20 protein-coding genes and 4 tRNA genes are annotated in these 22,185 nt (G+C 60.7%); 8 read left to right on the top strand and 16 right to left on the bottom strand.

All coding sequences use genetic code 11. The annotated features are described in order from the left end of the window. Positions 1-22: 22 nt before the first annotated feature. From rplK to QP904_RS04185, 6 genes are all read right to left on the bottom strand, one after another. Entirely contained in the window at positions 23-466 is a 444-nt protein-coding gene (gene rplK / locus QP904_RS04160) for a 50S ribosomal protein L11 (RefSeq protein ID WP_284835577.1), read from the bottom strand. 172 nt (positions 467-638) lie between these two features. After that, positions 639-1,580, bottom strand: a complete 942-nt coding sequence (gene nusG, locus QP904_RS04165; RefSeq protein WP_284835578.1) for a transcription termination/antitermination protein NusG — start codon at positions 1,578-1,580, stop codon at positions 639-641. Positions 1,581-1,706: 126 nt separating this feature from the next. Next, complete coding sequence (secE, locus tag QP904_RS04170) at positions 1,707-2,039, bottom strand: preprotein translocase subunit SecE (protein WP_023020522.1); 333 nt, start codon at positions 2,037-2,039, stop codon at positions 1,707-1,709. A 223-nt stretch (positions 2,040-2,262) separates the two neighbouring features. Further along, positions 2,263-2,335 (bottom strand) — tRNA-Trp (locus QP904_RS04175). A 139-nt stretch (positions 2,336-2,474) separates the two neighbouring features. Next, positions 2,475-2,546: transfer RNA gene (locus QP904_RS04180), tRNA-Met, on the bottom strand. A 37-nt stretch (positions 2,547-2,583) separates the two neighbouring features. After that, positions 2,584-2,659: transfer RNA gene (locus tag QP904_RS04185), tRNA-Thr, on the bottom strand. A 164-nt stretch (positions 2,660-2,823) separates the two neighbouring features. On the opposite strand from QP904_RS04185, the gene QP904_RS04190 reads away from it, so the two are divergent. The 5 genes from QP904_RS04190 (at position 2,824) to QP904_RS04210 (ending at position 8,212) form a co-directional block, all read left to right on the top strand. Beyond that, positions 2,824-3,780 carry a sugar-binding transcriptional regulator gene (locus QP904_RS04190; RefSeq protein ID WP_284835579.1) on the top strand — a complete coding sequence of 319 codons (957 nt, stop codon included), beginning with the start codon at positions 2,824-2,826 and terminating at the stop codon, positions 3,778-3,780. Positions 3,781-3,864: 84 nt separating this feature from the next. Continuing rightward, positions 3,865-4,590, top strand: coding sequence for a purine-nucleoside phosphorylase (deoD, locus tag QP904_RS04195; protein ID WP_200288289.1), 726 nt, complete (start codon positions 3,865-3,867; stop codon positions 4,588-4,590). A gap of 15 nt (positions 4,591-4,605) precedes the next feature. Further along, complete coding sequence (locus tag QP904_RS04200; RefSeq protein ID WP_200288290.1) at positions 4,606-5,973, top strand: MFS transporter; 1,368 nt, start codon at positions 4,606-4,608, stop codon at positions 5,971-5,973. 10 nt (positions 5,974-5,983) lie between these two features. Beyond that, on the top strand, positions 5,984-6,631 hold the full coding sequence (gene deoC / locus QP904_RS04205) for a deoxyribose-phosphate aldolase (RefSeq protein ID WP_200288291.1): 648 nt from the start codon (positions 5,984-5,986) through the stop codon (positions 6,629-6,631). Between the two features lie 3 nt (positions 6,632-6,634). After that, the gene (locus QP904_RS04210) at positions 6,635-8,212 is read left to right on the top strand and encodes a phospho-sugar mutase (protein WP_284835580.1); all 1,578 of its coding nucleotides are present in this window, start codon (positions 6,635-6,637) and stop codon (positions 8,210-8,212) included. Here QP904_RS04210 and QP904_RS04215 read toward each other — a convergent pair. The 3 genes from QP904_RS04215 to QP904_RS04225 form a co-directional block, all read right to left on the bottom strand. Next, the gene (locus QP904_RS04215; protein ID WP_200288293.1) at positions 8,209-8,793 is read right to left on the bottom strand and encodes a DUF2335 domain-containing protein; all 585 of its coding nucleotides are present in this window, start codon (positions 8,791-8,793) and stop codon (positions 8,209-8,211) included. The two genes, QP904_RS04210 and QP904_RS04215, sit on opposite strands and share 4 nt — an antisense overlap. A 493-nt stretch (positions 8,794-9,286) precedes the next feature. Continuing rightward, a tRNA-Tyr gene (locus QP904_RS04220) sits at positions 9,287-9,368 on the bottom strand. Between the two features lie 106 nt (positions 9,369-9,474). Beyond that, a complete protein-coding gene (locus QP904_RS04225; RefSeq protein ID WP_023020514.1) occupies positions 9,475-10,479 on the bottom strand; it encodes a polyprenyl synthetase family protein in 1,005 nt (334 codons plus the stop codon). 98 nt (positions 10,480-10,577) lie between these two features. Here QP904_RS04225 and QP904_RS04230 point away from each other — a divergent pair, with 98 nt between their 5' ends. Continuing rightward, positions 10,578-11,843 (top strand): geranylgeranyl reductase family protein, encoded by a 1,266-nt coding sequence (locus QP904_RS04230; RefSeq protein WP_284835581.1) that lies wholly within the window; start codon positions 10,578-10,580, stop codon positions 11,841-11,843. A 44-nt stretch (positions 11,844-11,887) separates the two neighbouring features. Here the strand turns inward: QP904_RS04230 and QP904_RS04235 are convergent, their stop codons facing one another. The 6 genes from QP904_RS04235 to QP904_RS04260 all read right to left on the bottom strand — a co-directional run bounded on the left by QP904_RS04235 (position 11,888) and on the right by QP904_RS04260 (position 19,228). Continuing rightward, a complete protein-coding gene (locus QP904_RS04235) occupies positions 11,888-12,577 on the bottom strand; it encodes a demethylmenaquinone methyltransferase (protein WP_284835582.1) in 690 nt (229 codons plus the stop codon). Between the two features lie 11 nt (positions 12,578-12,588). Then, positions 12,589-13,788 carry a glycosyltransferase family 4 protein gene (locus QP904_RS04240; RefSeq protein WP_239208776.1) on the bottom strand — a complete coding sequence of 400 codons (1,200 nt, stop codon included), beginning with the start codon at positions 13,786-13,788 and terminating at the stop codon, positions 12,589-12,591. A 60-nt stretch (positions 13,789-13,848) separates the two neighbouring features. Further along, the gene (locus QP904_RS04245; RefSeq protein WP_284835644.1) at positions 13,849-14,286 is read right to left on the bottom strand and encodes a DUF3592 domain-containing protein; all 438 of its coding nucleotides are present in this window, start codon (positions 14,284-14,286) and stop codon (positions 13,849-13,851) included. A 33-nt stretch (positions 14,287-14,319) separates the two neighbouring features. Then, on the bottom strand, positions 14,320-15,942 hold the full coding sequence (gene menD, locus QP904_RS04250; protein WP_284835583.1) for a 2-succinyl-5-enolpyruvyl-6-hydroxy-3-cyclohexene-1-carboxylic-acid synthase: 1,623 nt from the start codon (positions 15,940-15,942) through the stop codon (positions 14,320-14,322). 58 nt (positions 15,943-16,000) lie between these two features. Beyond that, entirely contained in the window at positions 16,001-16,747 is a 747-nt protein-coding gene (locus tag QP904_RS04255) for a hypothetical protein (RefSeq protein ID WP_239208770.1), read from the bottom strand. A 78-nt stretch (positions 16,748-16,825) separates the two neighbouring features. After that, positions 16,826-19,228 carry an ATP-binding cassette domain-containing protein gene (locus tag QP904_RS04260; protein WP_284835584.1) on the bottom strand — a complete coding sequence of 801 codons (2,403 nt, stop codon included), beginning with the start codon at positions 19,226-19,228 and terminating at the stop codon, positions 16,826-16,828. Between the two features lie 219 nt (positions 19,229-19,447). On the opposite strand from QP904_RS04260, the gene QP904_RS04265 reads away from it, so the two are divergent. Next, on the top strand, positions 19,448-20,359 hold the full coding sequence (locus QP904_RS04265; protein ID WP_284835585.1) for a hypothetical protein: 912 nt from the start codon (positions 19,448-19,450) through the stop codon (positions 20,357-20,359). A gap of 3 nt (positions 20,360-20,362) precedes the next feature. On the opposite strand, the gene QP904_RS04270 is transcribed toward QP904_RS04265, so the two are convergent. Continuing rightward, positions 20,363-21,388 carry an o-succinylbenzoate synthase gene (locus tag QP904_RS04270; RefSeq protein ID WP_284835586.1) on the bottom strand — a complete coding sequence of 342 codons (1,026 nt, stop codon included), beginning with the start codon at positions 21,386-21,388 and terminating at the stop codon, positions 20,363-20,365. Between the two features lie 75 nt (positions 21,389-21,463). Between QP904_RS04270 and QP904_RS04275 the strand changes: the two genes are divergently transcribed. Then, on the top strand, positions 21,464-21,925 hold the full coding sequence (locus tag QP904_RS04275; protein ID WP_259824715.1) for a DIP1984 family protein: 462 nt from the start codon (positions 21,464-21,466) through the stop codon (positions 21,923-21,925). The last annotated feature ends 260 nt before the right edge of the window (positions 21,926-22,185 follow it).

Consider the following 22,185-nt stretch of genomic DNA (forward strand, 5'->3'; position numbering starts at 1 on the left):
CTGGCCCTACCACATAAAGTTTTTACTTCTCCGGTGCGCCATCAACGGTGATGCCCATGGAGCGGGCGGTACCGGCGATGATGCGAGCGCCGTTCTCGATGTCACGTGCGTTCAGGTCCGCAAACTTGGTCTCTGCGATTTCCTTGCACTGGTCCCAAGACACAGAGCCGACCTTGTCGGTGTGTGGAACGCCGGAGCCCTTCTTGATGCCAGCGGCCCTCAGCAGCAGCTTAGCTGCCGGCGGGGTCTTCAGCTTGAAGTCGAAGGAACGGTCCTCGTAGACGGTGATCTCAACCGGAACCACGTTGCCACGCTGGTTCTCGGTAGCGGCGTTATAAGCCTTGCAGAACTCCATGATGTTGACGCCGTGGGCACCCAGTGCCGGGCCAACTGGCGGTGCCGGGTTAGCGGCGCCTGCCTCGATCTGCAGCTTGATGAAGCCAGATACCTTCTTCTTAGGAGCCATCGAATTACCTCTTTCCTGTGTTACCGGGATAGCCGCCACGATGAATAACGGGATCCCGTCCGGATGCTCACCTTCAGTGGGCCACCGGAGGATGAAACGTTTTTCTTATACGCACGCCAAAGGCGCACGGCGTTCCAGTTTAGAACACCGTGCGCCCTGCACAAAATCACTTTTAGGAGATGCGCTCGATCTCGGTCGGCGACAACTCCACTGGGGTCTCGCGGCCAAAGATGGATACCAAGCCCTGCATCTTGCCGGTCTCTGGGTCGATCTCGGAAATAGTGGCGGAGACTGCGGCCAGCGGGCCGGACAGGATGGTCACTGCCTCGCCTACCTCGAAGTCGTGGGCGTACTTCTTTGCCACTTCCTTTTCTGGCATGGCCACGACCTGCTCGCCCTCGGCCTCATTCGGGGCGGCATCGCCCTTGGTGGACGGTGCTTCGTTCGGCATCAGGAATTTAGCCACATCGCGGGTCTTAACCGGGGTGGCGTTGCCCTCGTTGCCCACGAAGGAGGTCACACCAGGGGTTTCGCGGATGACGGACCAAGCGGCGTCATTGAGTTCGGCGCGGACGAGGACATAGCCCGGCAGCAGCTTGCGCTTCACAATCTTCTTCTTGCCGTCTTTGTTCTCAAGTACCTGCTCAATAGGAACGACAACCTCGAAGATAGAGTCCTCCACCTCGAGGGTCTGGGCACGCATGTCCAGGTTGGTCTTTACCTTGTTTTCGTAACCGGAGTAGCACTGAATGATGTACCACTGGCCCGGCTGCTTCTTCAGCTCGCGGGTAAACGCACGCAGGCGCTTGCGGTAGGCGGCGTCTTCGGACTCATCCTCGCCAGCCTCTGGAGCTGCGGTCTCTGCCGCTCCTTCGGCCTCCGCCCCCTCGGCGTCGGCCGCTGCCGTTTCCGGTGCCTCGGCTGCCTCAGCAGGCTCAGCTGCGGCGTCGGTGGACTCTGCTGCTTCTTCTGCTGCGGGCGCGCTTGGGGTAGCGTCCTCCTGCTGCGCTTCTTCAACGGAGCTAGCGTGCTCTGCCACCTGCTCCTGCACGTTGGCCTGCATAGCCTCCTCTAGGGAGGTGCCTACGGTTTCGACGTTATTCTCGTCGCTCATGATTCTTACTCCAAAAATTCCTCGGCGCGTTGCGTAGGACTAGCCTACCCGCCCGCGTATGGGCAAAAAGTATCCCGCCGTTCCTTCAGCGGAAACAGCGGGATAAAAGATTATGCGGCTATCTTACTAATCAGAGAGAACCTGCTCAACTCCGAGACCAGCCAGAGCGTCCACGCCCCACACCAAAACGGTCATGACGATGAGGAACGCAAAGGTAATGAGGGTGTACTGCAGCATCTCCTTAGCGGTCGGCCACACCACTTTCTTCATCTCAGTTGCCACCTCGCCAGGGAAAGCGGCTACGCCACCACCTGGGGTGTCATCGTGATTCTTATCCTCTACGCGGACGACGTGCTTATCGGCGTAATCCGCGGAGGACGTGGTAGCCGCACCAGAGAGCTGACGCTTACCGGTCGGGCGCGGTGCACCCGAATTCTTCGGCTGCTGCTCATCGCTCACAGCTAACCCTCCTTGGGAACTAAATCTAATAGGGCGCTAAACGCGCACCTCCATAACTTTGTCAACCCTAGCAAAGCTTGCACTGCATGAAAAGCTGACCACCGCATTTATAAGACGTGGCCTTGGATACATTGGGCGAGCACAGCGGCGAGCAAGGCTCGACCGGGAAAATATGGCATGAACAAACCCCGCCACCTGAAATCAAGTGACGGGGTTTACTGTGCAGGGGCGACAGGACTCGAACCTGCAACCTACGGTTTTGGAGACCGTTGCGCTACCAATTGCGCCACGCCCCTATTCTTTTATCTCTTAATGCCTCAGCATCAAGCGTTGAAGACCTTACCAGAGCCATAGTTCCAATCTGAAACCAGGCGGGTCTGCAAAGCCTTCAGCGCGGTAATAAAAAAGCGCCCTGCGGGCGCCTTTCTTTCCCGGTAGCGATGGCGAGAATTGAACTCGCGACACAGCGATTATGAGTCGCTTGCTCTACCACTGAGCTACACCGCCATATTCACCTTGGGGAATTTCTTCCTCCGAACATGAATGGAGCCCCCTGACAGAATCGAACTGTCGACCTTTTCCTTACCATGGAAACGCTCTGCCGACTGAGCTAAGGGGGCACATCCTAGCGTTGAACACATCGCTATTTCGTTGTGCTCTCCGTTGCGGACTCCAATAATCTAACCCGCTTGCAACGTTTTACACAAATCGCCACGTCAGAGCGCAAAAATGGGAAGCTTTTATGACACCTTATCGCGCATGTGAATGTGCTTGAATGAAAGGCATGTTGGATCAGAAGGATGCCCAGTCCATTGACGCCGCAAAGTTGTACTACAACTCCGGCTTCTCTCAGGCCGAGATTGCCCATCATCTTGGGGTTTCCCGGCCCACGGTGTCCAAGTTGCTCAGCCACGCCTCCGCGCGCGGCTTTGTCACCATCAGCATTGCCGATCCGCGGGAGCAATCCGATGAACTAGTGGGCCAACTGCGCCAACGCTTTGCGCTTGCCGACGTCCGCGTGACCACCACCCCACCCGGCGGTTCTCCCCTAGCAGACCTGGGCAGCGCCGGCGCCGCCCTCCTGGAAGAACTCATTGAGGATGGCACCAGCGTCGGCCTCTCTTGGGGCGAGACGATGTCCGCCGTCGCTTCTCACCTGCGGCGACAGCCACGGGAAGGCGTAGAGATTGTGCAACTAAAAGGTGGCCACTCACACACGGAGCGATCCACTAAAGACTTCTACACCCTGCAGGCCTTTGCCCACGCCTTCAATGCCGAGGCCCACCTTTTACCGCTGCCGGGCATCTTCGATTCCGCGGAGGCCAAGCAGTGGGTGGAGCGCGATAGGCATATTGGGCAGATTTTGCATAAGGGGGCGTCGGTAAGCGTGGCGGTCTTTACGGTGGGCTCGGCCGAGCAGGAATCTTTAGCTTTCAACCTGGGCTATCTGACCGCGGCCGAGAAACAGCAGATTGCAGACAATGCTGTGGGTGATGTGTGCTCGCGCTTCTTCGACGCCTGCGGGGAAGTAGCCTGCCCGGCCGTAGACGCCCGCACCGTGGGCATCAGCCTCGCAGACTTGGCCACGCGCCCCACCCGGGTGCTGGTAGCTGGCGGCGCATCTAAGGCGCGGGCTATATGGGTGGCGCTGCGCAAGGGATTGGCTACCCATCTGGTCACAGATCAGGCCACCGCGCGCAAGCTCGTGGACTGGGCTAGTGAGGCCTCCCACAAATGTTGAACAATTGTAAATTGCGTCATTGACATGGGTTCCTGCGGGGTTAAGCTAAGTGTGTAAAATCCCCCCACACCGAGGAGCGAAGCTATGTCCGCTACCGATATTGCCACCCCACACATCAACCCGCAGGGCGCGCCCATTGCAGAAACCATCTTGCTGCCCGGCGACCCACTACGCGCACAATTCATCGCCGAAAACTTCCTGGAAGACACCGTCCAGTTCAACGGCGTGCGCAATATGCTGGGGTTTACCGGCACCTATAAAGGCAACCCCGTTTCGGTCATGGGCACCGGCATGGGTATTCCCTCCATCGGCATCTACTCCTGGGAGCTCATCCACAACTACGGCGTAAAGAAGCTCATCCGCGTCGGTTCCATCGGCGCTATGCAGGAAGACATCGAGCTACACGATGTCATCGTCGCCTCCTCCGCCTCCACCGATTCCAATTTCTTGAGCCAGTACAACCTGCCGGGCAGCTACGCTCCGACCGCCTCGTGGAAGCTCCTCAAGGCTTTGGTGGATGAATCCGAGAAGCAGCAGGCACACATTCACGTGGGCAATATCTTGAGCTCGGATATCTTTTATAACTTTGACCAATCCGTCAACGAACGCTGGGCGCACATGGGCGTGCTCGGCGTAGAGATGGAATCCGCAGCGCTTTATGCCACCGCGGCCGAAGCCGGCGTCGACGCGCTGGGGCTTTTCACCGTATCCGACAACCTCGTGCACGGTACCAAGCTTTCCGCCGAAGAACGCCAAACCGCTTTCCGCACCATGATTGAACTCGCGCTGCCGCTTAACGCGCTCGACTAAAAGGACGCCTTCCCCGTGACTACTTCTACTACTTCTGCTTCCCCGCAGGACAAGCGGCCAGGCTCCGCGGTAAACCCCAAGGTTGCCGTCCCCATCCTGCTCTTCGTCTTCGTCTTCTCATTGGTTATTGATAACGGCTTTAAGACGATGACCATGCCGATTGCCCAGGCGCTCGACCTTTCCGTTAAGACCGCCTCCCTGCAGGCTTCCCTCGCCGGCGTCATCATCGGCATCGGCGCCGTGGTCTATGCCGCGCTGGCGGATTCCATTTCCATCCGCAAGCTCATGCTCACCGGCGTCGTCCTCATTGCCGTGGGATCGATCTTAGCCTTCGCCTTTTCTAGCTTCTGGCCCATGGTGCTGGCCGGTCGCCTCATTCAAACCGCCGGCCTCGCCGCCGCGGAGACGCTTTATGTCATTTACGTGACCAAGCACTTGAGCGAGGCCGATCAAAAGACCTACCTGGGCTTTTCCACCGCCGCCTTCCAAGCCGGCCTGCTCATCGGCGCGTTGACCTCTGGCTTTATTTCCACCTATGTCTCGTGGACGGCGATGTTCCTCATCCCGCTCATCCTCATTCTGACCATCCCACCAATCATCAAGCTGGTGCCAGAAGATGAGGCCGTGGAGGGACACCTCGATGTGCTCGGCCTATTTTTCATCGCCGTCTTTGCCACTGGCCTGACCTTATTCATGCAGGATTTCGACTGGGTATATCTCATCGTGGCTGTCCTCGGCGTGGTGGGCTTTGTTTACCACATCGGCCACGCCAAGTATCCCGTGGTCACCCCGGAGTTTTTCACCAACGGCCGCTACGTGTGGACCATCCTCATGGTCTTCTTCGTCTATTCCACCCAGATGGGCTTCATCTTCTTGCTGCCTTTTGCGGCGCATGACCTGCACGGCATGAATATCGATAAAGCCTCCCTGTTGATGATCCCGGGCTATATCTGCGCCATCCTCATCGGCATCTTCTCCGGAAAGATCGGCACCGTTTTATCCTCCCGCGCCACCATCTACACCGCCTTCGCCTTAGTTGCCGGCGCACTGGTGATGGCCGCGCTTTTTGTGCAACTCCACGTCGCTATTCTCATCGCAGCCATCGTGGCCTTCGCCTCCGGCTTTTCACTGATGTACGCGCCGCTGGTTAATACCGCGCTGCGCAATATCAGCGCCGTCAAGTCCGGCATCGCCATTGGTTTTTATAACCTGACCATCAATATCGCCATCCCGCTGGGCATTGCCTATACCGCCAAGCTGCAGGACCTCGCCAGCTATAACACCGTGCTGTGGATCCTGGCCGCCGTGGCTGCTATTGGCATTGCCCTATACGTAGTTTCTGACCTCAAGATGGCCCGTTCCGAATCCCGCCCAGCCCGTTAAGGAGAAAATTATGACTTCCCGCACCGACGTTGCATCCATCATCGATCACACCCTGCTCAAGCCGGAGGCCACCCCGGAACAATTCCGCGCCCTGGTAAATGAGGCAGCCGAGCTGGGCACCTACTCCGTATGCGTTTCCCCCTCCGCCTTGCCCATCGAGGTTCCTGACTCCCTGCACATTGCCACCGTCGTCGGCTTTCCCTCCGGTGCCGTAAAGCCGGAGATCAAGGCCGCTGAGGCAGCCCGCGCGGTTGCCGATGGCGCCGAAGAAGTGGACATGGTCATCAATATCCCGCTAGCCATCGAGGGCCGCGCCGAGGATCTGCAGGCCGAAATCCAGGCCGTGCGCGATGCCATCCCGGGCAAGGTTCTCAAGGTCATCATTGAATCCGCCGCGCTTTCCGACGACGCCATTGTCCTCGCCTGCAAGGCCGCCGCAGCCGCCCAGGCGGACTTTGTTAAGACCTCCACTGGTTTCCACCCGGCCGGCGGTGCCTCCGTGCATGCCGTAAAGCTCATGCGCGCGACCGTAGGCGATAAGTTAGGCGTGAAAGCCTCTGGCGGCATCCGTACCGCACAGGACGCCCTAGCCATGATTGAGACTGGCGCGACCCGCTTGGGCCTGTCCTCCTCCGCCAAGATCCTCGAGGAGCTCTAGGCCATGTCGAACGCCGCCGTAGATTATGACTACGCCCGTACGTGGGCCGAGCACGACCCTGATCCGGATACAGCCCGCCGGGTAAACACCTGGATTGAGGAGGGCAATACCGCTGAGCTCGCCTCCGCCTTCGCCGGCCCCCTGGCCTTTGGCACCGCGGGCCTGCGCGCCGCCGTGGGCCCAGGTGAGTCCCGCATGAACCGCGCCGTGGTCATCCGCACCACCTACGGGCTCATCACATGGCTCAAGCAGCAGGTCGATACCCCAGTCGTGGCCATTGGTTGCGATGCCCGCCACGGCTCCGCGCAATTCCAGCGCGATGCGGCTCAGGTCATCTCCGCGGCCGGCGGCCGGGCCCTGGTTCTGCCCGCACAAAACCCCACCCCGCTGACCGCTTTCACGGTACGCAAGCTCAAGGCGGATGCTGGCATCATGGTTACCGCCTCACATAACCCGCCGGCCGATAATGGCTACAAGGTGTACTTGGGCGGCCGCATCGCCACCGGCCCTGCGGAAGGCGTGCAGCTTATCTCACCCGCCGATGCCGAAATCGCGGAAGCCATCGCCGCGGCACCTCATGCCGATGAAATCCCGCTTTCTGCGGCGAATGTCGAGAACGTCGATACCCGCGCCGACTACCTCGACCGCGCGGCACAACTCGTAGGCGAAAGCTCCGATGTCACCATCGCGCTCACGGCCATGCACGGCGTTGGTGCTGCCTTGGGCAAAGAACTTCTCACCCGCTGTGGCTTCCGCGTCTCGCTAGTTCCTGAGCAGACCCAACCGGATCCGGATTTCCCCACCGTCTCCTTCCCCAACCCGGAAGAGCCCGGCGCCCTTGATCTGGGTATCCGCCACGCTGAGGAGATCGGCGCCGATATCCTTATCGCTTATGACCCCGACGCCGACCGCTGCGCCGCCGCCGTACCTACTGCTTCTGGCTCCTGGCGCCAGCTCACCGGCGATGAAACCGGTGCCCTTTTGGGCGACTATCTGGCCCGCCGCGGGGCGACCGGCAATTTTGCCAATTCCCTCGTCTCCTCCCGCCTGCTCGGGCGCATCGCCGCGCACTACGGCCTCGGCCACGAGGAGACGCTGACCGGCTTCAAGTGGATCGCACGAACCCCGGATCTCGCCTTTGGCTACGAGGAAGCCATTGGATTCTGCCCCGATCCCACCGCTGTCCGTGACAAGGACGGCATCGCTACCTCCGTAGTGCTCGCCAGCCTCGCGGCCGAGTGCAAGGCCGCAGGAACCACCCTGCTGGAGCGCTTGGAGGGCATCTATGCCGCCGTTGGGGCCCTGTATACCCAACCGCTGACCTTCCGTGTGGATGACCTCAGCATCATCGCTCAAGCGATGGATAAGGTCGCATCTACCCCGCCCACCGAACTGGCTGGCTCGCCCGTGGCGAAGGTAGAGAAATTCGCCCAAGGATCCAAGTTCTTCACGGACAACGATGACCGCGTCATCGTTCGCCCCTCCGGCACGGAACCGAAGCTCAAGTGCTACCTCGGGTCCCCCGACGCCGACCGCCTCGATGCTATTGCGGCCGACCTGCGCGCCTACTTCGAGATTTAAACCCCTCCCCGCTCCACGCTCTCTAACTGGTCCTTCTGAGATTGCTTAGGGCCAATGAGGGTGCGGACTAGTGGGCTTGCTGCCGCCAGGCCCACCGCCGCAGTACCAACTATCGATTCCGGTGGGTCAAAAAGAACGAGTATCGCCGGTATAAGGATGAGCGCGCCGAAAATGACACCTACGGCCGTAAAGAGCCGTACTTTTGATTCAAATATCGCGTACTCGAAAGATTCTGCTGTAACTTTCCTATCGAGGACAATATCTGCATGAGCGTCCTCCATAATCCGATCGCCTGCGCCCGGCTGAATGTCATTGTGCTGTTTGATTATCTGTGGATGCGGAGTTGGCCCCTGATGCGCCCACACAGCAATTTGGTCGTCAAGGTTAGAAAGTCTATTTACGCCAGGGAGCGCTCCTCCAACTGGTGGGAAATCGCTGCGTTTATTTTCCGGTGCGCCCGATAACTGCGAGTCCGATTGCGCAGATGCGCTTGCTGCGCTGCCTGCGCTACTCGCTGGCTTTGAAATAGGTGAATCTCGTTTACCCCGTCCAGCATCGTTCGGATCTTCTTCATATCCCATATCCTATCGCTAAACCTCATACCTTCATCTCTACAGTGACTTTCTGTGACTGATGGTGTGGCTACCGAGCACGCCTGTTTGTACACAGCACCTTAGGAAGGTGTAGTTTGCTGGTCCTGAAGGCCAAAATGAGAGGAGTTAAAGATTACAGAACCCCGCCATTCATCCTTAACAGTTCTGCTAAAGATTGCAGTTGGTATTTCATCATTGCTCTGCCTCGGCTATTTCATTGGCGGTTTGAATGCGGTATACGTTGCCAAGGCCCTGGCGGGATCGGATTCCACCTCATTGCCGGATATTTCTCGTAGGCTAGGAAATGGATTTTTCTACTTCACGGCCGCTGGGATATTCCTAGCTGTATCCCTCATCGGTGCCTATGCGGTGTTCCACAGGGCTCAAAGGTCCCGCAGACAGGAGCCCTGCCGGTAGCACCCGTCTCACGACTGCAGGTACGACGAAACCCCGCAAGCATCTGCTTGCGGGGTTCATTCTGTGCCAGGTAGAAGATTCGAACTTCTGAAGGCAATGCCGGCGGATTTACAGTCCGCTCCCTTTGGCCGCTCGGGCAACCTGGCATGCACTGTGTGGTGCGAGTAAGTACTTTACTACGAACCACCCACCTACCTACAAATCGCCAGCACATAAGGGGAAAAGACGATAGAGGAGGGCGTCGCCAAGCAGCTAGCCCACGCGGCGCACAGTGTAATCCGCCAATTGGCGCAGGGCCTGGCTGGCCGAATTCTCCGGCAGCACGGCGAGCTGCTCCTCTACCACGCGCAAGTAGGCAGTGATGTCCTCCAGCGCCTTCTGTCGGCCGCCAGATTGGTGCAGGAGCTCAATGGCACGCTCCACCTCGGCGTCGGAATGCAGCGGCCCAGTGAGCAGCTCACGCAGCTTATCGCCCACCTCACCCTCTTCTTCCAAGGCATAGAGAACCGGCAAGGTAAATACGCCCTCACGCAGGTCCGTGCCCGGGGTCTTGCCGGATTCCTTAGGGTCGGAGAAGATGTCGATGACATCGTCCACAATCTGGAAGATCATGCCGATGGCACCACCAATGCGGTGCAGGGCTGCGGCATGCTCGGCCGAGGCACCGGAGTGATAGGCGCCCAAGTAGCCCGCAGAGGCAATGAGCACGGCGGTCTTTTCGCGGATAACCGCCGTATAGTGCTCCACGGCATTAGCCTCGCCCGCGCCGATGGTCTCGCGCATCTGGCCGGTAACCAGCTCTTCAAAGGTATCGGCAAAGTGGCCTACGGTGTGGGTATCCAGCTCGCTCATCAGGCGGGAAGCATGCGCCAAGAGCGCATCGCCGGCGAGGATGGCCACGGAATTATTCCACCGCGAATTCGCGGATTCCACGCCCCTACGGCGGTCTGCCTCATCCATGACATCGTCATGATAAAGAGTGGCCACGTGCACCATCTCCACGACGGTGGCGGCCTTAACAACCTCTTCGCAGCCCGGACGCGAACCATACTCGGAGGCCAATAGCGCCATCATAGGGCGAAAGCGCTTGCCACCGGCCTTGGACAGGTGGCTGACCTTATCCTTTAAGAAGTCCTGGCCGCGGTCGATTTCACTGCGCAGCTTGTCTTCTACTGCTTCCATGCCCGCACCAATGCGCTCGTTGAGCTGCGGATCACCAAGATCCACGTGCGTGGCATGCGATTGACCGTGAGTCATTAAATAGTGTTCCTTGCAACTAAAAGCCAGAGATAATCGATTACCTACCGTAGTCCAATCCGCGCCCCTAAACACACTCGAGGGGGCGAACTCATGCAATGATAGTCCTCATGTCGGAGCAGATCGATTCCCAAACCTATGTCGAGGTCGCCATCATTGGCGCTGGACCTGCCGGAGCCGCCGCCGCGATTCACGCCGCACGCGCGGGCTTTGACACTCTCCTTATTGATTCCGCGACGTTTCCCCGCGATAAAACCTGCGGTGACGGTCTCACACCGCGCGCGATGCATCAGCTCGACGAGCTGGGCCTTAAGGTCAACGCCTCCTACCGCAATCGCGGCCTGAAGCTGCACGGATACGGCGGCGATATTACCGCGCCGTGGCCGAAGACCTACCCTTCCCAGGTGGGTACGGCCCTGCCACGCTATCGCTTTGATGCCCTGCTTGTCGACGCCGCCGTAGACGCCGGCGCCACCCTTATCACCGGCACCCCCGCTACCGATCCCATGCTCGAAGGAAACCGCGTGACGTCTTTCCGCGTGGGCGAAGCCACCGTACACGCCACGTGGGTCATTGTGGCCGATGGCGTGCGCTCTACCTTTGGCAAGAAACTTGGCCGCACCTGGCACCGCGAGGAAGTCTATGGAATCGCCGCACGCTCCTATGCTTCTTCCACGCATGCCGATGAGCCCTGGATGCACTCCCACGTGGAGCTTAAAGACGAAGACGGCGAGGTGCAGCCGGGCTACGGGTGGATCTTCCCGCTCGGCCTTGAGCTCGGCCAGGTCAACATCGGCCTTGGCGCGCTCTCGACCGCGCAGCGCCCCGCCAAGATCAACACCAAGAAGCTGCTCGAGTTCTACGCCGCCCAGCAGCGCCCCGAGTGGGGACTAGGGGGGATTGAACACGTCACCTCTGCTCTACTGCCCATGGGCGGCGCTGTTTCCAACGTGGCCGGTGCCAATTGGATGCTCATCGGCGATGCCGCCGCCTGCATCAACCCCCTCAACGGCGAAGGTATCGATTATGGCTTGGAGACTGCCGCGCTTGCCGTGGATCTACTCGGCCCAAAGGATTTCACCCTCGCCTGGCCAGCCGTCCTGCGTGAACACTACGGCGAATCCTTCCTCCTCGCCCGCACGGCCGCGCGCCTTTTGACCTACCCGCAGTTCCTCCCGATTGCCGGTCCGCTGGCCCTGCGCGGGCCCATCGGCCGCATGCTCATGCCGGCCGCCGCACGCCTTATGGGCAATCTCATAACTGACGACGACCGCGACCTCATCGCGCGCACCTGGCGCGCTGCTGGCCGCACCGTATCGTCTCTCCGCCGCGATACTCCCCTGTGGGATTCCACCGCGGCATAGTCCCCGTCCCCCTCATGTCTCTAGGCGCGGGCCCAGGCCCGCACCTAGTCGGGCTTGACCGCCGAGTGCAGCGCCACGATGCCAAAGGTAAGGTTCTGCCAACCAGCCTCGGCCCAGCCATTGCGATTGATAGCCGCCGCGAGCTCCTCTTGCCCCGGCCATGCACGAATGGACTCCGCGAGGTAGATATAGGCATCCGGATTAGAAGAAACCACGCGCGCCACCGGCGGCAGCAGGCGCATTAAGTATTCCTTGTACACGGTGCCAAAAATTGGCACCACCGGGGTGGAAAATTCCGCCACCGCTAGACGCCCGCCCGGCTTGGTCACGCGCGCCATTTCACGCAGCCCGAGCTCAAAGTCGTGGATATTGCGCAGTCCATAAGAGATGGTCACCGCATCAAAAGTATTATCCGCAAACGGCAGCTTCATGCCATCGCCGGCCACCTTGGGTACGTCACGCTCACGGCCAGCGGCCAACATCCCGCGGGAGAAATCGCACGCCACGCACCACGCACCGGACTTGGACAATTCCACGGTGGATACGGCGGTGCCGGCCGCAAGATCGAGGACTTTCTCCCCCGGCTGTAGGTTTAGTCGCTCGCGGGTGCGCTTGCGCCAGTGCGCGTCCTGCCCGAAGGACAAGACGGTATTAGTGAGGTCGTACTTCTCGCCCACGGCGTCAAACATGCGCGCCACATCGAAGGGCTTTTTATCCAGATCTGCCTTAGACACAAATGATCAGTTTAGGCCACGCGGGCGCCGAGGGCACGAGCCGCCCACCGCGGCAGCTCCGGGCGCTGCCCCAGAATGGTCAGGGGCACCCGGCGGGTATCCTCCAGCACCTCTTCGTAATAGCCCACGAGCTGCTCGCACAGCGCCTTCCACGTCTTGGAAGAAATGGACTCGCGGGCATTATCGCGCATCTCCTGATGGATCTCTGGATTGAGCAGCGCATCCACCGCATTGGGGAGGTCTTCCACGAAGGTCTTCACGTCCAACAAAAGCCCGTTATAGCCTTCCTCAATGAGGTCTACCGGACCACCGGCACGCGGCCCGATGGTCGGCACGCCGGAGGCCTGCGCCTCCTGAATGGACTGGCAGAAGGTCTCAAACTCACCGGCGTGGACAAAAACATCCAAAGAGGCATAGGCCGCGGCAAGTTCTTCGCCAGACAGAGCACCCGTAAACACGGCCCCAGGAAGCTGGGCTTCCAATAGCGGCCGCTCCGGCCCATCGCCCACGATGACCAGCTGGATATCTTCGCGTCCATTGAGCGCCGATAACCGGTGCACCCCCTTTTCCGCAGCCAAACGCCCAACGAAGCCGACGATATTCTTCGTGCCGCTCGGCTCCCAGCTGCGGCGCAGCTCAGCAGAGCGCTTGGATGGGTGGAAAAGCTCCGCATTCACGCCGCGTCCCCAATGGCGCACGTTTTTGATGTGGTGCTTTTCCAGATCTCGGATGGTCAGAGAAGACGGTGCCAGGGTCATCTGGCAGGAGTTGTGGATGGTGCGCAGCCACTCCCAGACGCCATAGGCCAGCGCGGAAGCATGGTATTTGGTGGCGAAACCGGCGACGTCAGTCTGGTACAGCGCCACGGCCGGCACGCGTTGCTGACGGGCGGAGAAGGCACCTGCCGCGCCGAGTACGAAGGGGCTAGCTAGGTGGATGATATCCGGCTTGAAATCACGCAGCGCTTCATCCACGGCCGTGGTAGGAACTCCCACCGGAAGCGAATCCACCAGCGGCACGCGCACGGTGGGCACGCGGTAGATGGGGAATCCGAGGTAGTCCGGAATTTCCTCTTGGCCTTCGCGGGCGCCCGGCGCGATGACAATGGCCTCCTGCCCCGTCTCGTGCAGATGCTCCAAAACGCGCAGCACTGAGTTGGTCACACCATTGACATTGGGAAGGAAGGATTCAGCCACGATCGCAACACGCATGCCACCATAATGACCTATTTTCTTAAGTTAATGGTGAAGCTAGCGGAAAATCTTGGTTAATTATTTCTCCGCACGGCGGGTAAAGAAGCTAATCAGCTTCCACAAAGCGGCCGCAATAAGTGTAGCCACCACCCCTACCGAAGCCGCTGGGATGATAGCCAGCGTCCACTTACGGCCTTCGACCTTGACCAGATCAGGGTCATCGAGGGCGTATTGCACCCACACCTGTTGCCCCTCACCCAAGCCGCTGGGATACAGCAGCCCGTGCTTCGGGATGTGGTAAATCCCGTCACTGTCTTGGAAATCCACCGTGGTGCGCAGCATTCCCACGTCTTTGACTGTGGCCAGAGCACGCGTGGGATGGGCGGCGATGGCGTGATCATTAAGCGCCGGTCCGATGACCATGCCTACCACGCCCACGAGTGCGGCCAGATACAACGCCAGCGTCAGCTGGTGCAGGCGGCGACGATAGACCGCAGCCGTATAGCGCGGCACCACGGCTGCGTGCGGTTTATGCTGCGGCGAAGCCACTTACTGGCCCACCTTTGCGGTCAGCTTCTCAGTGAGCGCCCGGCGCGTGGCACGGGTGGTCTTTGCTTCCACGATGGTGATACCGGTGGAGTATTCCTTAAGTTCCGCCAGCGTATCCAGCAGCTCCTGCGGGGTAGTGACCTCGCGATAGTCTGCCTCATAGGCTTCTGCCAGCTTGCCGACGTCCACCCCATGCGGCGTCCCAAACGCTGGCTCGAATGACGCGCGCAGCGCATCGGCCCCCTGCTCGAGGGTCTCAAAGATGCCGCCACCATTGTCATTGGCTACGACGATGGTGAGGTTTTCCGGACGCGGTTGGTCTTCCGGGATGAGTAGGCTATTCGCATCATGCAAGAAGGTGACATCGCCCATCAGCGCCATAACGCGTGGGGCACGCCAATTGGTGGGATCCAGCGATTGCGTGGCCAAGGAAATGCCGATGGCCTGGGCAATGGTTCCGTCAATACCGGCCGCCCCGCGCGGCGAGTACGTATCGACACCGTCGAAGGGCAGGCCGACTAATGCAGCATCGCGCACCGGGTTCGAGGCGCCAAGGACCAGGGTGTCGTTGACGGAGAGCGTATCGCCCACCGCGGCCGCCACGTGCAGCCCGGTAAATCCCAGGTCTTCGTCCTCAAGAGTCTCGCGTACGGCTTGCCCCGCCATGTCAGTAGCACCCTCGCAAATCTTCATCCACTCGCGGCTCGGTTCCCCGGTGACCTTGACAGTGGTGCCCAACCGAGCATCGTTGCCGCGCTGATTGGTGAAGTCCTTGGTGCGCGAGAGCACCACCAGATCAATATCCGGATCATTCATCAGCGCCAAAACGCTGCGGTGCAGCGTCGGGTGCCCGACGACGATGACCTGTTCCACCTTGGTATTGACCACATAATCATTCGCGGAGACCTGCGCCTTGCGGAAGATATGCGCCGCCGCCGGATGTACCGGATGGTACGGGCCCGGCGCGCTTGGCTCTGCGATGGTCGGCACGTCTTCTAAGCCTTCTACCTCCCAGGCTTCATCACCGGCAATGACCAGTGTGTTCTTGCTCAAGTCCACGGCTACTTCGCCGTGGTCCACAAAGGCCGGTGCTGGCTCGCGCACGCCGTCGCCGGAGGTACGGGCGGGCAAGGCGGCGTCGACAAGCGGGGCATCAAAGGCCACATTGATGTGTACTTGCAGGTCTGTGCGGAAGCGCTGGGACATCGCCTCCAGATCATCTGCGCTGGTGACCTGGGTGGTTTTCGCGTATACGCCGAAGATGCCCTGTTGTTCGATGGTTTGGGAGGCACCCGTGCCTACCAGACGCTCTGGCCGGTCGGCGCTAATGATGGCCAGCGGCGTATGGGAATAATGTGCCTCCACCACGGCCGGCAGGGTATTGGCCACGGCAGTTCCCGAGGTCATCACCACGCCCGCGTGGCGGCGCTGCACCCGCGCCATGCCCAGGGCGGTAAACGCTCCCCCGCGCTCATCGAGGCGGGTGTGAACGCGGATATCATCACGTGCTAAAAGCGCCAACGACAGCGGCGCGTTGCGCGAACCAGGGCACAAGACGACATCCGTGAGGTGGCGCGCCAGTTGGGTGGCTACCTTCTCAGCCAACTGCATCGATTCATTCATGCCGCCTGATTTTACCTGCCCGCGCGCCATTTCCCTTACCGGGGCAGGTGCCTGGCGCTTAGTTCTGAGTGCCTTGCTGGTCGGCCGGCTGCCCGCCGCCGCCCAAGAGATCATTGAGGAGGCCCTCGACGTCCACGTCGCCGCCCCTATCCAACTGGTCTTGCAGATCTGATGGCAGTTCGGTCGGAATATCGGAGGGCAGCTCATTTTGGAAATCCGGCAGCTTCGGCAGCTTATTGGAATTTTCATCCTGCGTATCCGGCTCATTTGTCTGCGTCACGGTAGTGGGAACCTGCGTGGTCAGTGTCTCCGTCACCGGCTCTGGTTCCGGCTTATCTGCCTCGTCCGCGGCATTGCGCCACAGGAAAAACAGCACAGCCGCGGCAAGCACTGCCAGCACCGCAATAGCCGCAAAGACGCCGACCATAGCGCCGCCTCCGCCGCCCTTCTTCTTGCGCTTTTCCGGCTGGTCCGGATCATAGTTCGACGGCACCGGTTCGTACTCGGGCTGCTGCGCGTATTGCTGGCCATATGCCTGCCCGGCCGGCTGCTGATAGTTCTGGCCGTAGCTTTGCTGCTGACCGTAGCCCTGCTGATAGCCAGCGGCCGCATCAAATTGACGAGTCTCATTCTGCGTCTGCTGCTCGCCTGGGAAGTACTGCTTGGGGTGCTCGCGGCGCGCTTGGTCGCGGCTGGGGCCTGCGGCATTATCGGGCACGCGGCCAATCTGGCGCGTGGCATCATCCGCCGGGCTGGACCAGCTGCGGGTTTCATTATTATCGCCATGAGGGCCTTTAGTAGTCATACCCTCTACCTCTACCCCATTTTGCTGTGAGATCCCAGAGAGGTCTCCCACAGCTAACGGGTAGCTAAGGCTCGCCGCTTAATGCGCTCGGCGTGCACTCAAGGCGCGGCCCGTGGCGGTATCCTCTGCGGCAACCTGCGCCGGGGTGGCATCCGCGATGATGCGGCCGCCATCTTCGCCAGCGCCCGGGCCCATCTCAATGATGCGGTCCGCATTCGCCATGACCGAAAGATCATGCTCGACGACGATCACCGTATGTCCAGCATCCGCCAGCTTATGCAGCTCGGTATTGAGCAGGTCGATATCGGCTGGGTGCAGGCCCGTGGTGGGCTCATCGAGCAGGTAAACCGTGTGGCCGCGGCGAGAATTGCGAGAGCGCTGCAGTTCCGTGGCGAGCTTGATGCGCTGGGCCTCTCCGCCGGACAGCTCCGGTGCACCTTGACCCAAGCGGAGGTAGCCCAGGCCGACGGCCTGCAGTGTGGCGATGGCGCGGTAAATCTTTTCCTCTTCGGCGAATACCTCTGCGGCTTCGTCGACGGTGAGCTCCAAGATATCCGCGATGGTGCGGCCCTGCCAGGTTACTTCGAGGGTTTCCTCGTTGAAGCGGGCGCCGCCGCACTCTGGGCAGGTGGTATACGAGCCTGGCAAAAAGACCAGCTCCACTTCGATTTTGCCCGCGCCGCCACAGGTGGGGCACTGACCTTGCTTCACGTTGTAGGAAAAGCGCGAGACCGTCCACTTGCGCTGCTTGGCCTCGTCGGTGGAGGCGAAGAGCTTGCGGACGTTATCGAAAAGACCGGTATAGGTTGCCAGCGTGGAGCGCGGGGTGCGGCCGATGGGCTTTTGGGTAATCTGCACGACGCGCTTGACTCGGTCAAAGCCTTCCGTGCTCTCTACCGACCAGCCCTTCTCCTCGGTCTCTTCTTCATCGGAGACGGCCGTAGCGGATTGGCGCAGCAGGCCGGCAAGTACCGTACTGACCAGAGTGGACTTACCGGAACCGGATACTCCAGCGACCGCCGTGAATTGGCCGAGACCAAAATCTACATCGAGGTTGTCGATGCTGCGGGCTTTGATGCCGCGAAGGGTGAGGTGGGAAGAGGGGGTACGGGGGTCGTCGGCAAGCGCGAGCGTGCGATTAGCCAAGGCACGGGCGGTGGGGGTGTCCGCGTCGTAGTCCGCGACTGGACCCGAATAAACGACGTTACCGCCGCGCTCGCCGGCCAGCGGGCCGACGTCAACGAGCCAGTCCGCCTGCGCGACCAAATCCATGTCATGCTCTACCAAGAGCACAGAATTGCCGGCCGCGATGAAGCGGCGGCACATGTCCATCACGGCATCGCGCTCATCTGGGTGCAGGCCGGCCGAGGGCTCATCGAGCACATAGGCCACGCCAAAGAGACCGGAGCGCAGCTGCGCCGCCAGTCGGATACGCTGCATCTCGCCGCCAGATAGGCTCTGCGTTGGCCGATCCAGGCTTAGATGCGCCAGGCCGAGCTCGAGCGCCGAGGTCAAGGCAGGAAGAATCTGTTTGAGCAATAAGTCCTCGGCCGAATTCTCCTCCGGATTCTGCTTGCTGAGCACCGCGTGGACCCTATCGAGCGGCAGCGCGCCCAGCTCATCAATGGGCATGCCCGCATAAGTCACCTTCAGCGCGGCTGGGTTGAGACGGCGGCCTCCGCAGGTTTCGCACTCGCGCGATTCCATATAGGACAGGGTGCGCTTGCGCAGGGTATCCGATTGGGTCTCTGCCAGCGTCTTCTTCAGGTAGCTGGCCACCGAACGCCACGTGCCCTCATAATTGCGCTGAATCTGGTCCTTGCCGCGCAGGGGCTTGACCGTGACTACTGGGCGCTCCTCGGTAAAGAGAATCCAGTCGCGGTCTTTCTGTGGCAGCTCTTGCCAGGGCGAATCCAGGTCATAGCCTAGGTTCATCAGGATGTCGTGGAAATTCTTGCCGGCCCAGGCGCCCGGCCAGGCTTGGATGGCGCCTTCCTCGATGGAAAGGGTGGGATCCGGGACCATCGAGTCCTCGGTCGGCTCATGCACCACACCCGTGCCGTGGCACTGCGGGCACATTCCCTCAGGCGTATTGGGCGAGAAGGAATCGGAGTATAGGCCCTCCGGGTTATCCCCAGCGCGCGAATAGAGCAGGCGCACGCTATTGGAGAGTGCGGAGACTGTGCCGACCGTGGAGCGCGCCCCGCCGCCGGAGGTCGATTGCTGCAGCGCGACCGTCGGCGGCAGGCCCTCTACCTGGCTGACCTGCGGGTCGACGGCCGAGCTAATGAGGCGGCGGGCGAAGGGGGCTACCGATTCAAGGTAGCGACGCTGGCCTTCGCCGTGAATCGTGCCGAAAGCAAGCGAAGACTTGCCAGAGCCGGACACCCCAGTGACAGCGACGAGTTTGCCACGGGGCATATCGACGTCGACGTTGCGCAGGTTGTGCAGGTGGGCATCGCGGACCTTGATAGTAGACATGTCCCCTAGCGTACGCACAGGTGGCGGGCTGGGCAGTCTTAATACTGACGGCAGTCTCCTATGGCGGTTCGCCGGTTATCTTCCTCCGGTTCACCGGTTTTCAACGATTTCGTCCATACATATGGCGAAAACCGTCGACGGTTTAGGTGTTTTAGATGGACGAAATCGTTGAAATTAGAAAGGTGGAACCTTCCCGGAAGATTTTCAGTCCAATGAGACATGTGGACGAGAAATGAATTACTGGAATTAGGCCTTACTGACTATGAAATCCGCAGCAGAATTAGTGAGGGAACGCTTTTACGCTTGCGGCGCAACTGTTATGTCGCGGCGGAGGCGAGCGCGAAAGATAAGCTCAACGCGGTGGCGCAGCTTTATCCGGATGCGGTGTTTTCGGGAACGGCGGCGCTCGCGGCCTATGGCTTATGCGAGGTGCGGCTGCCGGCGGTCGTCCGGGTGGATAATAACTGCCGAGCCCAGGCGGATGATCTGGTACATACGGTGAGGTCGCGGCCGGTGCCGGCGAATCGGGTGAGGGGCGTAAAGATGGCGTTGCCGGCGCAGGCGGTAGCAGATGCCCTAAGCTTTGAGCGGTGCGGCGAGTGGATGCTAAAGGATGCGCTGGCGCAGGCGTATCGCGGGCTCAACGGAAGGGGGAGGTTCGCGGCCGATTTAGAGCGAGTGAGCAGCAAGAAAAGGGACGCGGTGCGCGATTTGGCGGAGGAGGCGCCGGTGGGGACGGCCTCGAAGTGGGAGCAGCGGATGTACCACGAGATGCGGCGGGTCGGTCTCAAGCCGGTGCCGAATTTCCGTTTAGGACCGTATACCTGGGATTTAGGCTTCGAAGCGGGAACTACGGTGGTGGACTTGGACTCGCTTTATTATCACGCGCCGGAAGATAATCACCGGGAATTTCTCATCGGGACGTGGAAGACCAATCATGCGGTGCAGCATGGGTGGGCGCCATTGAAATTTACAGATGAATGCACCGACTACCACCTCAAGCTGGTGGTGGAGACGGTGCAAGAAACGGTGGCGCATCGACGCAGCGTGCGCGGGCTAAAGAGGAGTCCGCCAAAGGTGCGGCGGGCGCTGGTGACTCCGGCGTGGCGGTTCCACCAAAGCTTGCTCTAGAGCCTAGTCAGACAGGTGCGGCCAGCAGGCGCGCAGGCGGTCGAACCACCAATCGCGGCGGTCGGCGGGGGCGGCAAGGGCGGTCAGGCGGTCTGGGTCGGGGGCGAGGATATCGGCGGGAAGGTGGCCATCGACAAGCGGGCGCGGCGCGGTGACGTCTTCTGCAAAGAGGGAGCCGGTGGCAAGTCCAGCGGCGGCCGGGGTGACGTCAATGTCTTCATCGTCGTAGATGCGCGGGAGGGCGGCGACGGCCGCCAGTCCCATATTGATACCGATGGAGGTGTCGAGCGCGGAGGCCACCGTGATGTCCATATGGCGTTGACGCAAGTGCTGGGCCACCTCGAGGACGCGGCGCACGCCACCGAGTGGGGCGGGCTTAACCACGGCGACGTCCGCTGCCTGCAGCTCGGCGACACGATAGGGGTCGGCGACCTTACGAATGGATTCATCGGCGGCCACGCGTACGAAGAGACCCGCGCGCATGAGACGGCCGCGCACCTGGGCGAGCTCCTCAGTGGTAGCGCATGGCTGTTCCATATAATCCAGCGGCATCATCATCTGCGCAGCCTGGACTGCTTCCTCCACGGTCCAGCCGCCATTGGCGTCCACGCGCAGGATAGGGATTTCGCCGCGTTGGGTGATGGTGTCGCGGACGGCGCGGACGCGAGCGGCGTCGTCGGCAAGCGTGTGGCCCTTTTCTGCCACCTTGATTTTGAAGGTGCGGCAGCCAGGGTAGCGCTCCACTACGGCCGGAACCTCGCTGGCGGGCACGGCCGGGATGGTGGCGTTGACCTCGATGGAATCGCGCACCGGCTCCGGGAAGCCCTCGTAGGCGGCCTCGAGCCCCGCGCGCAACCAAGCGGCGGACTCGGCCGGGCCGTATTCCAGGAACGGAGCGAACTCGCCCCAGCCGGCCGGGCCATCGATGAGGAGGGCCTCTCTGGTGGTGATACCGCGGAAACGCACGGCAAGCGGGAGGGAGACTACGTGGGCGCGGTCGAGGACGTCATCGATATGCATGGTTTTCATGGTAGCGCTCTCAGACCATTGACCCTTCCCCCACTCTGCGCTACTTTGGGAACCTATACCAATAAAGGAGGAATTATGCTGCTAGCTGAGGCATTGGCGGAACGCGCCCAGGCGCAGGAGCGCCTCAATAGCCTGCACGAGCGGCTGCTCACCGTGGTTCGCGTGCAGGAGGGCGATACCCCGGAGGAGGATCCGCAGGAACTGCTGCGCGAGCTCGACGGCGTGGCCGGGCGCATCGATGAGCTGGTTCAGGCCATCAATGCGACGAATATCGCCACCGCCTTTGATGAGAAGATGAACCTGATGGAGGCCCTCGCGCTGCGCGACGGCCTCTTGCGCAAGCGCCGCATCTACCACGACCTAGCGCAGCGGGCGGGCACGCGCTCGGATCGCTATTCCCGCAACGAGATTAAGTTTGTCTCCACCATCCCGGTGGCGGATATGCGCAAGCGCGTCGACGATCTATCTAAGCAGTACCGCGAGCTGGATACCCGCATCCAGCAGCTGAACTGGAATACCGAACTGAAAAACGGATAGTCATGTCGCGCGCCGCATAGAGCGCGCGATGGTAGCCCACACGCCTGCAGCGAGCAGGCCCCCACCCTGGAGGGGAAAATCCTGGGACACAGGCCCCCTTTAGCGCTTTTAAAAGGGGCGGGGAGTTCGACTCTCCCCATGGCATGGAGTACGGCGCTGGTATGGCGTACACGGGTATTGTGCGGGGCAAAACCTCGCAGTATCGCGTATTGATTATTACCGGCCTGCTGGGCAGCGCGTGTGGGTGAGGGTTGGGAATG

The organism is Corynebacterium nasorum (genome assembly GCF_030229765.1).
Taxonomy (GTDB): domain Bacteria; phylum Actinomycetota; class Actinomycetes; order Mycobacteriales; family Mycobacteriaceae; genus Corynebacterium; species Corynebacterium kefirresidentii.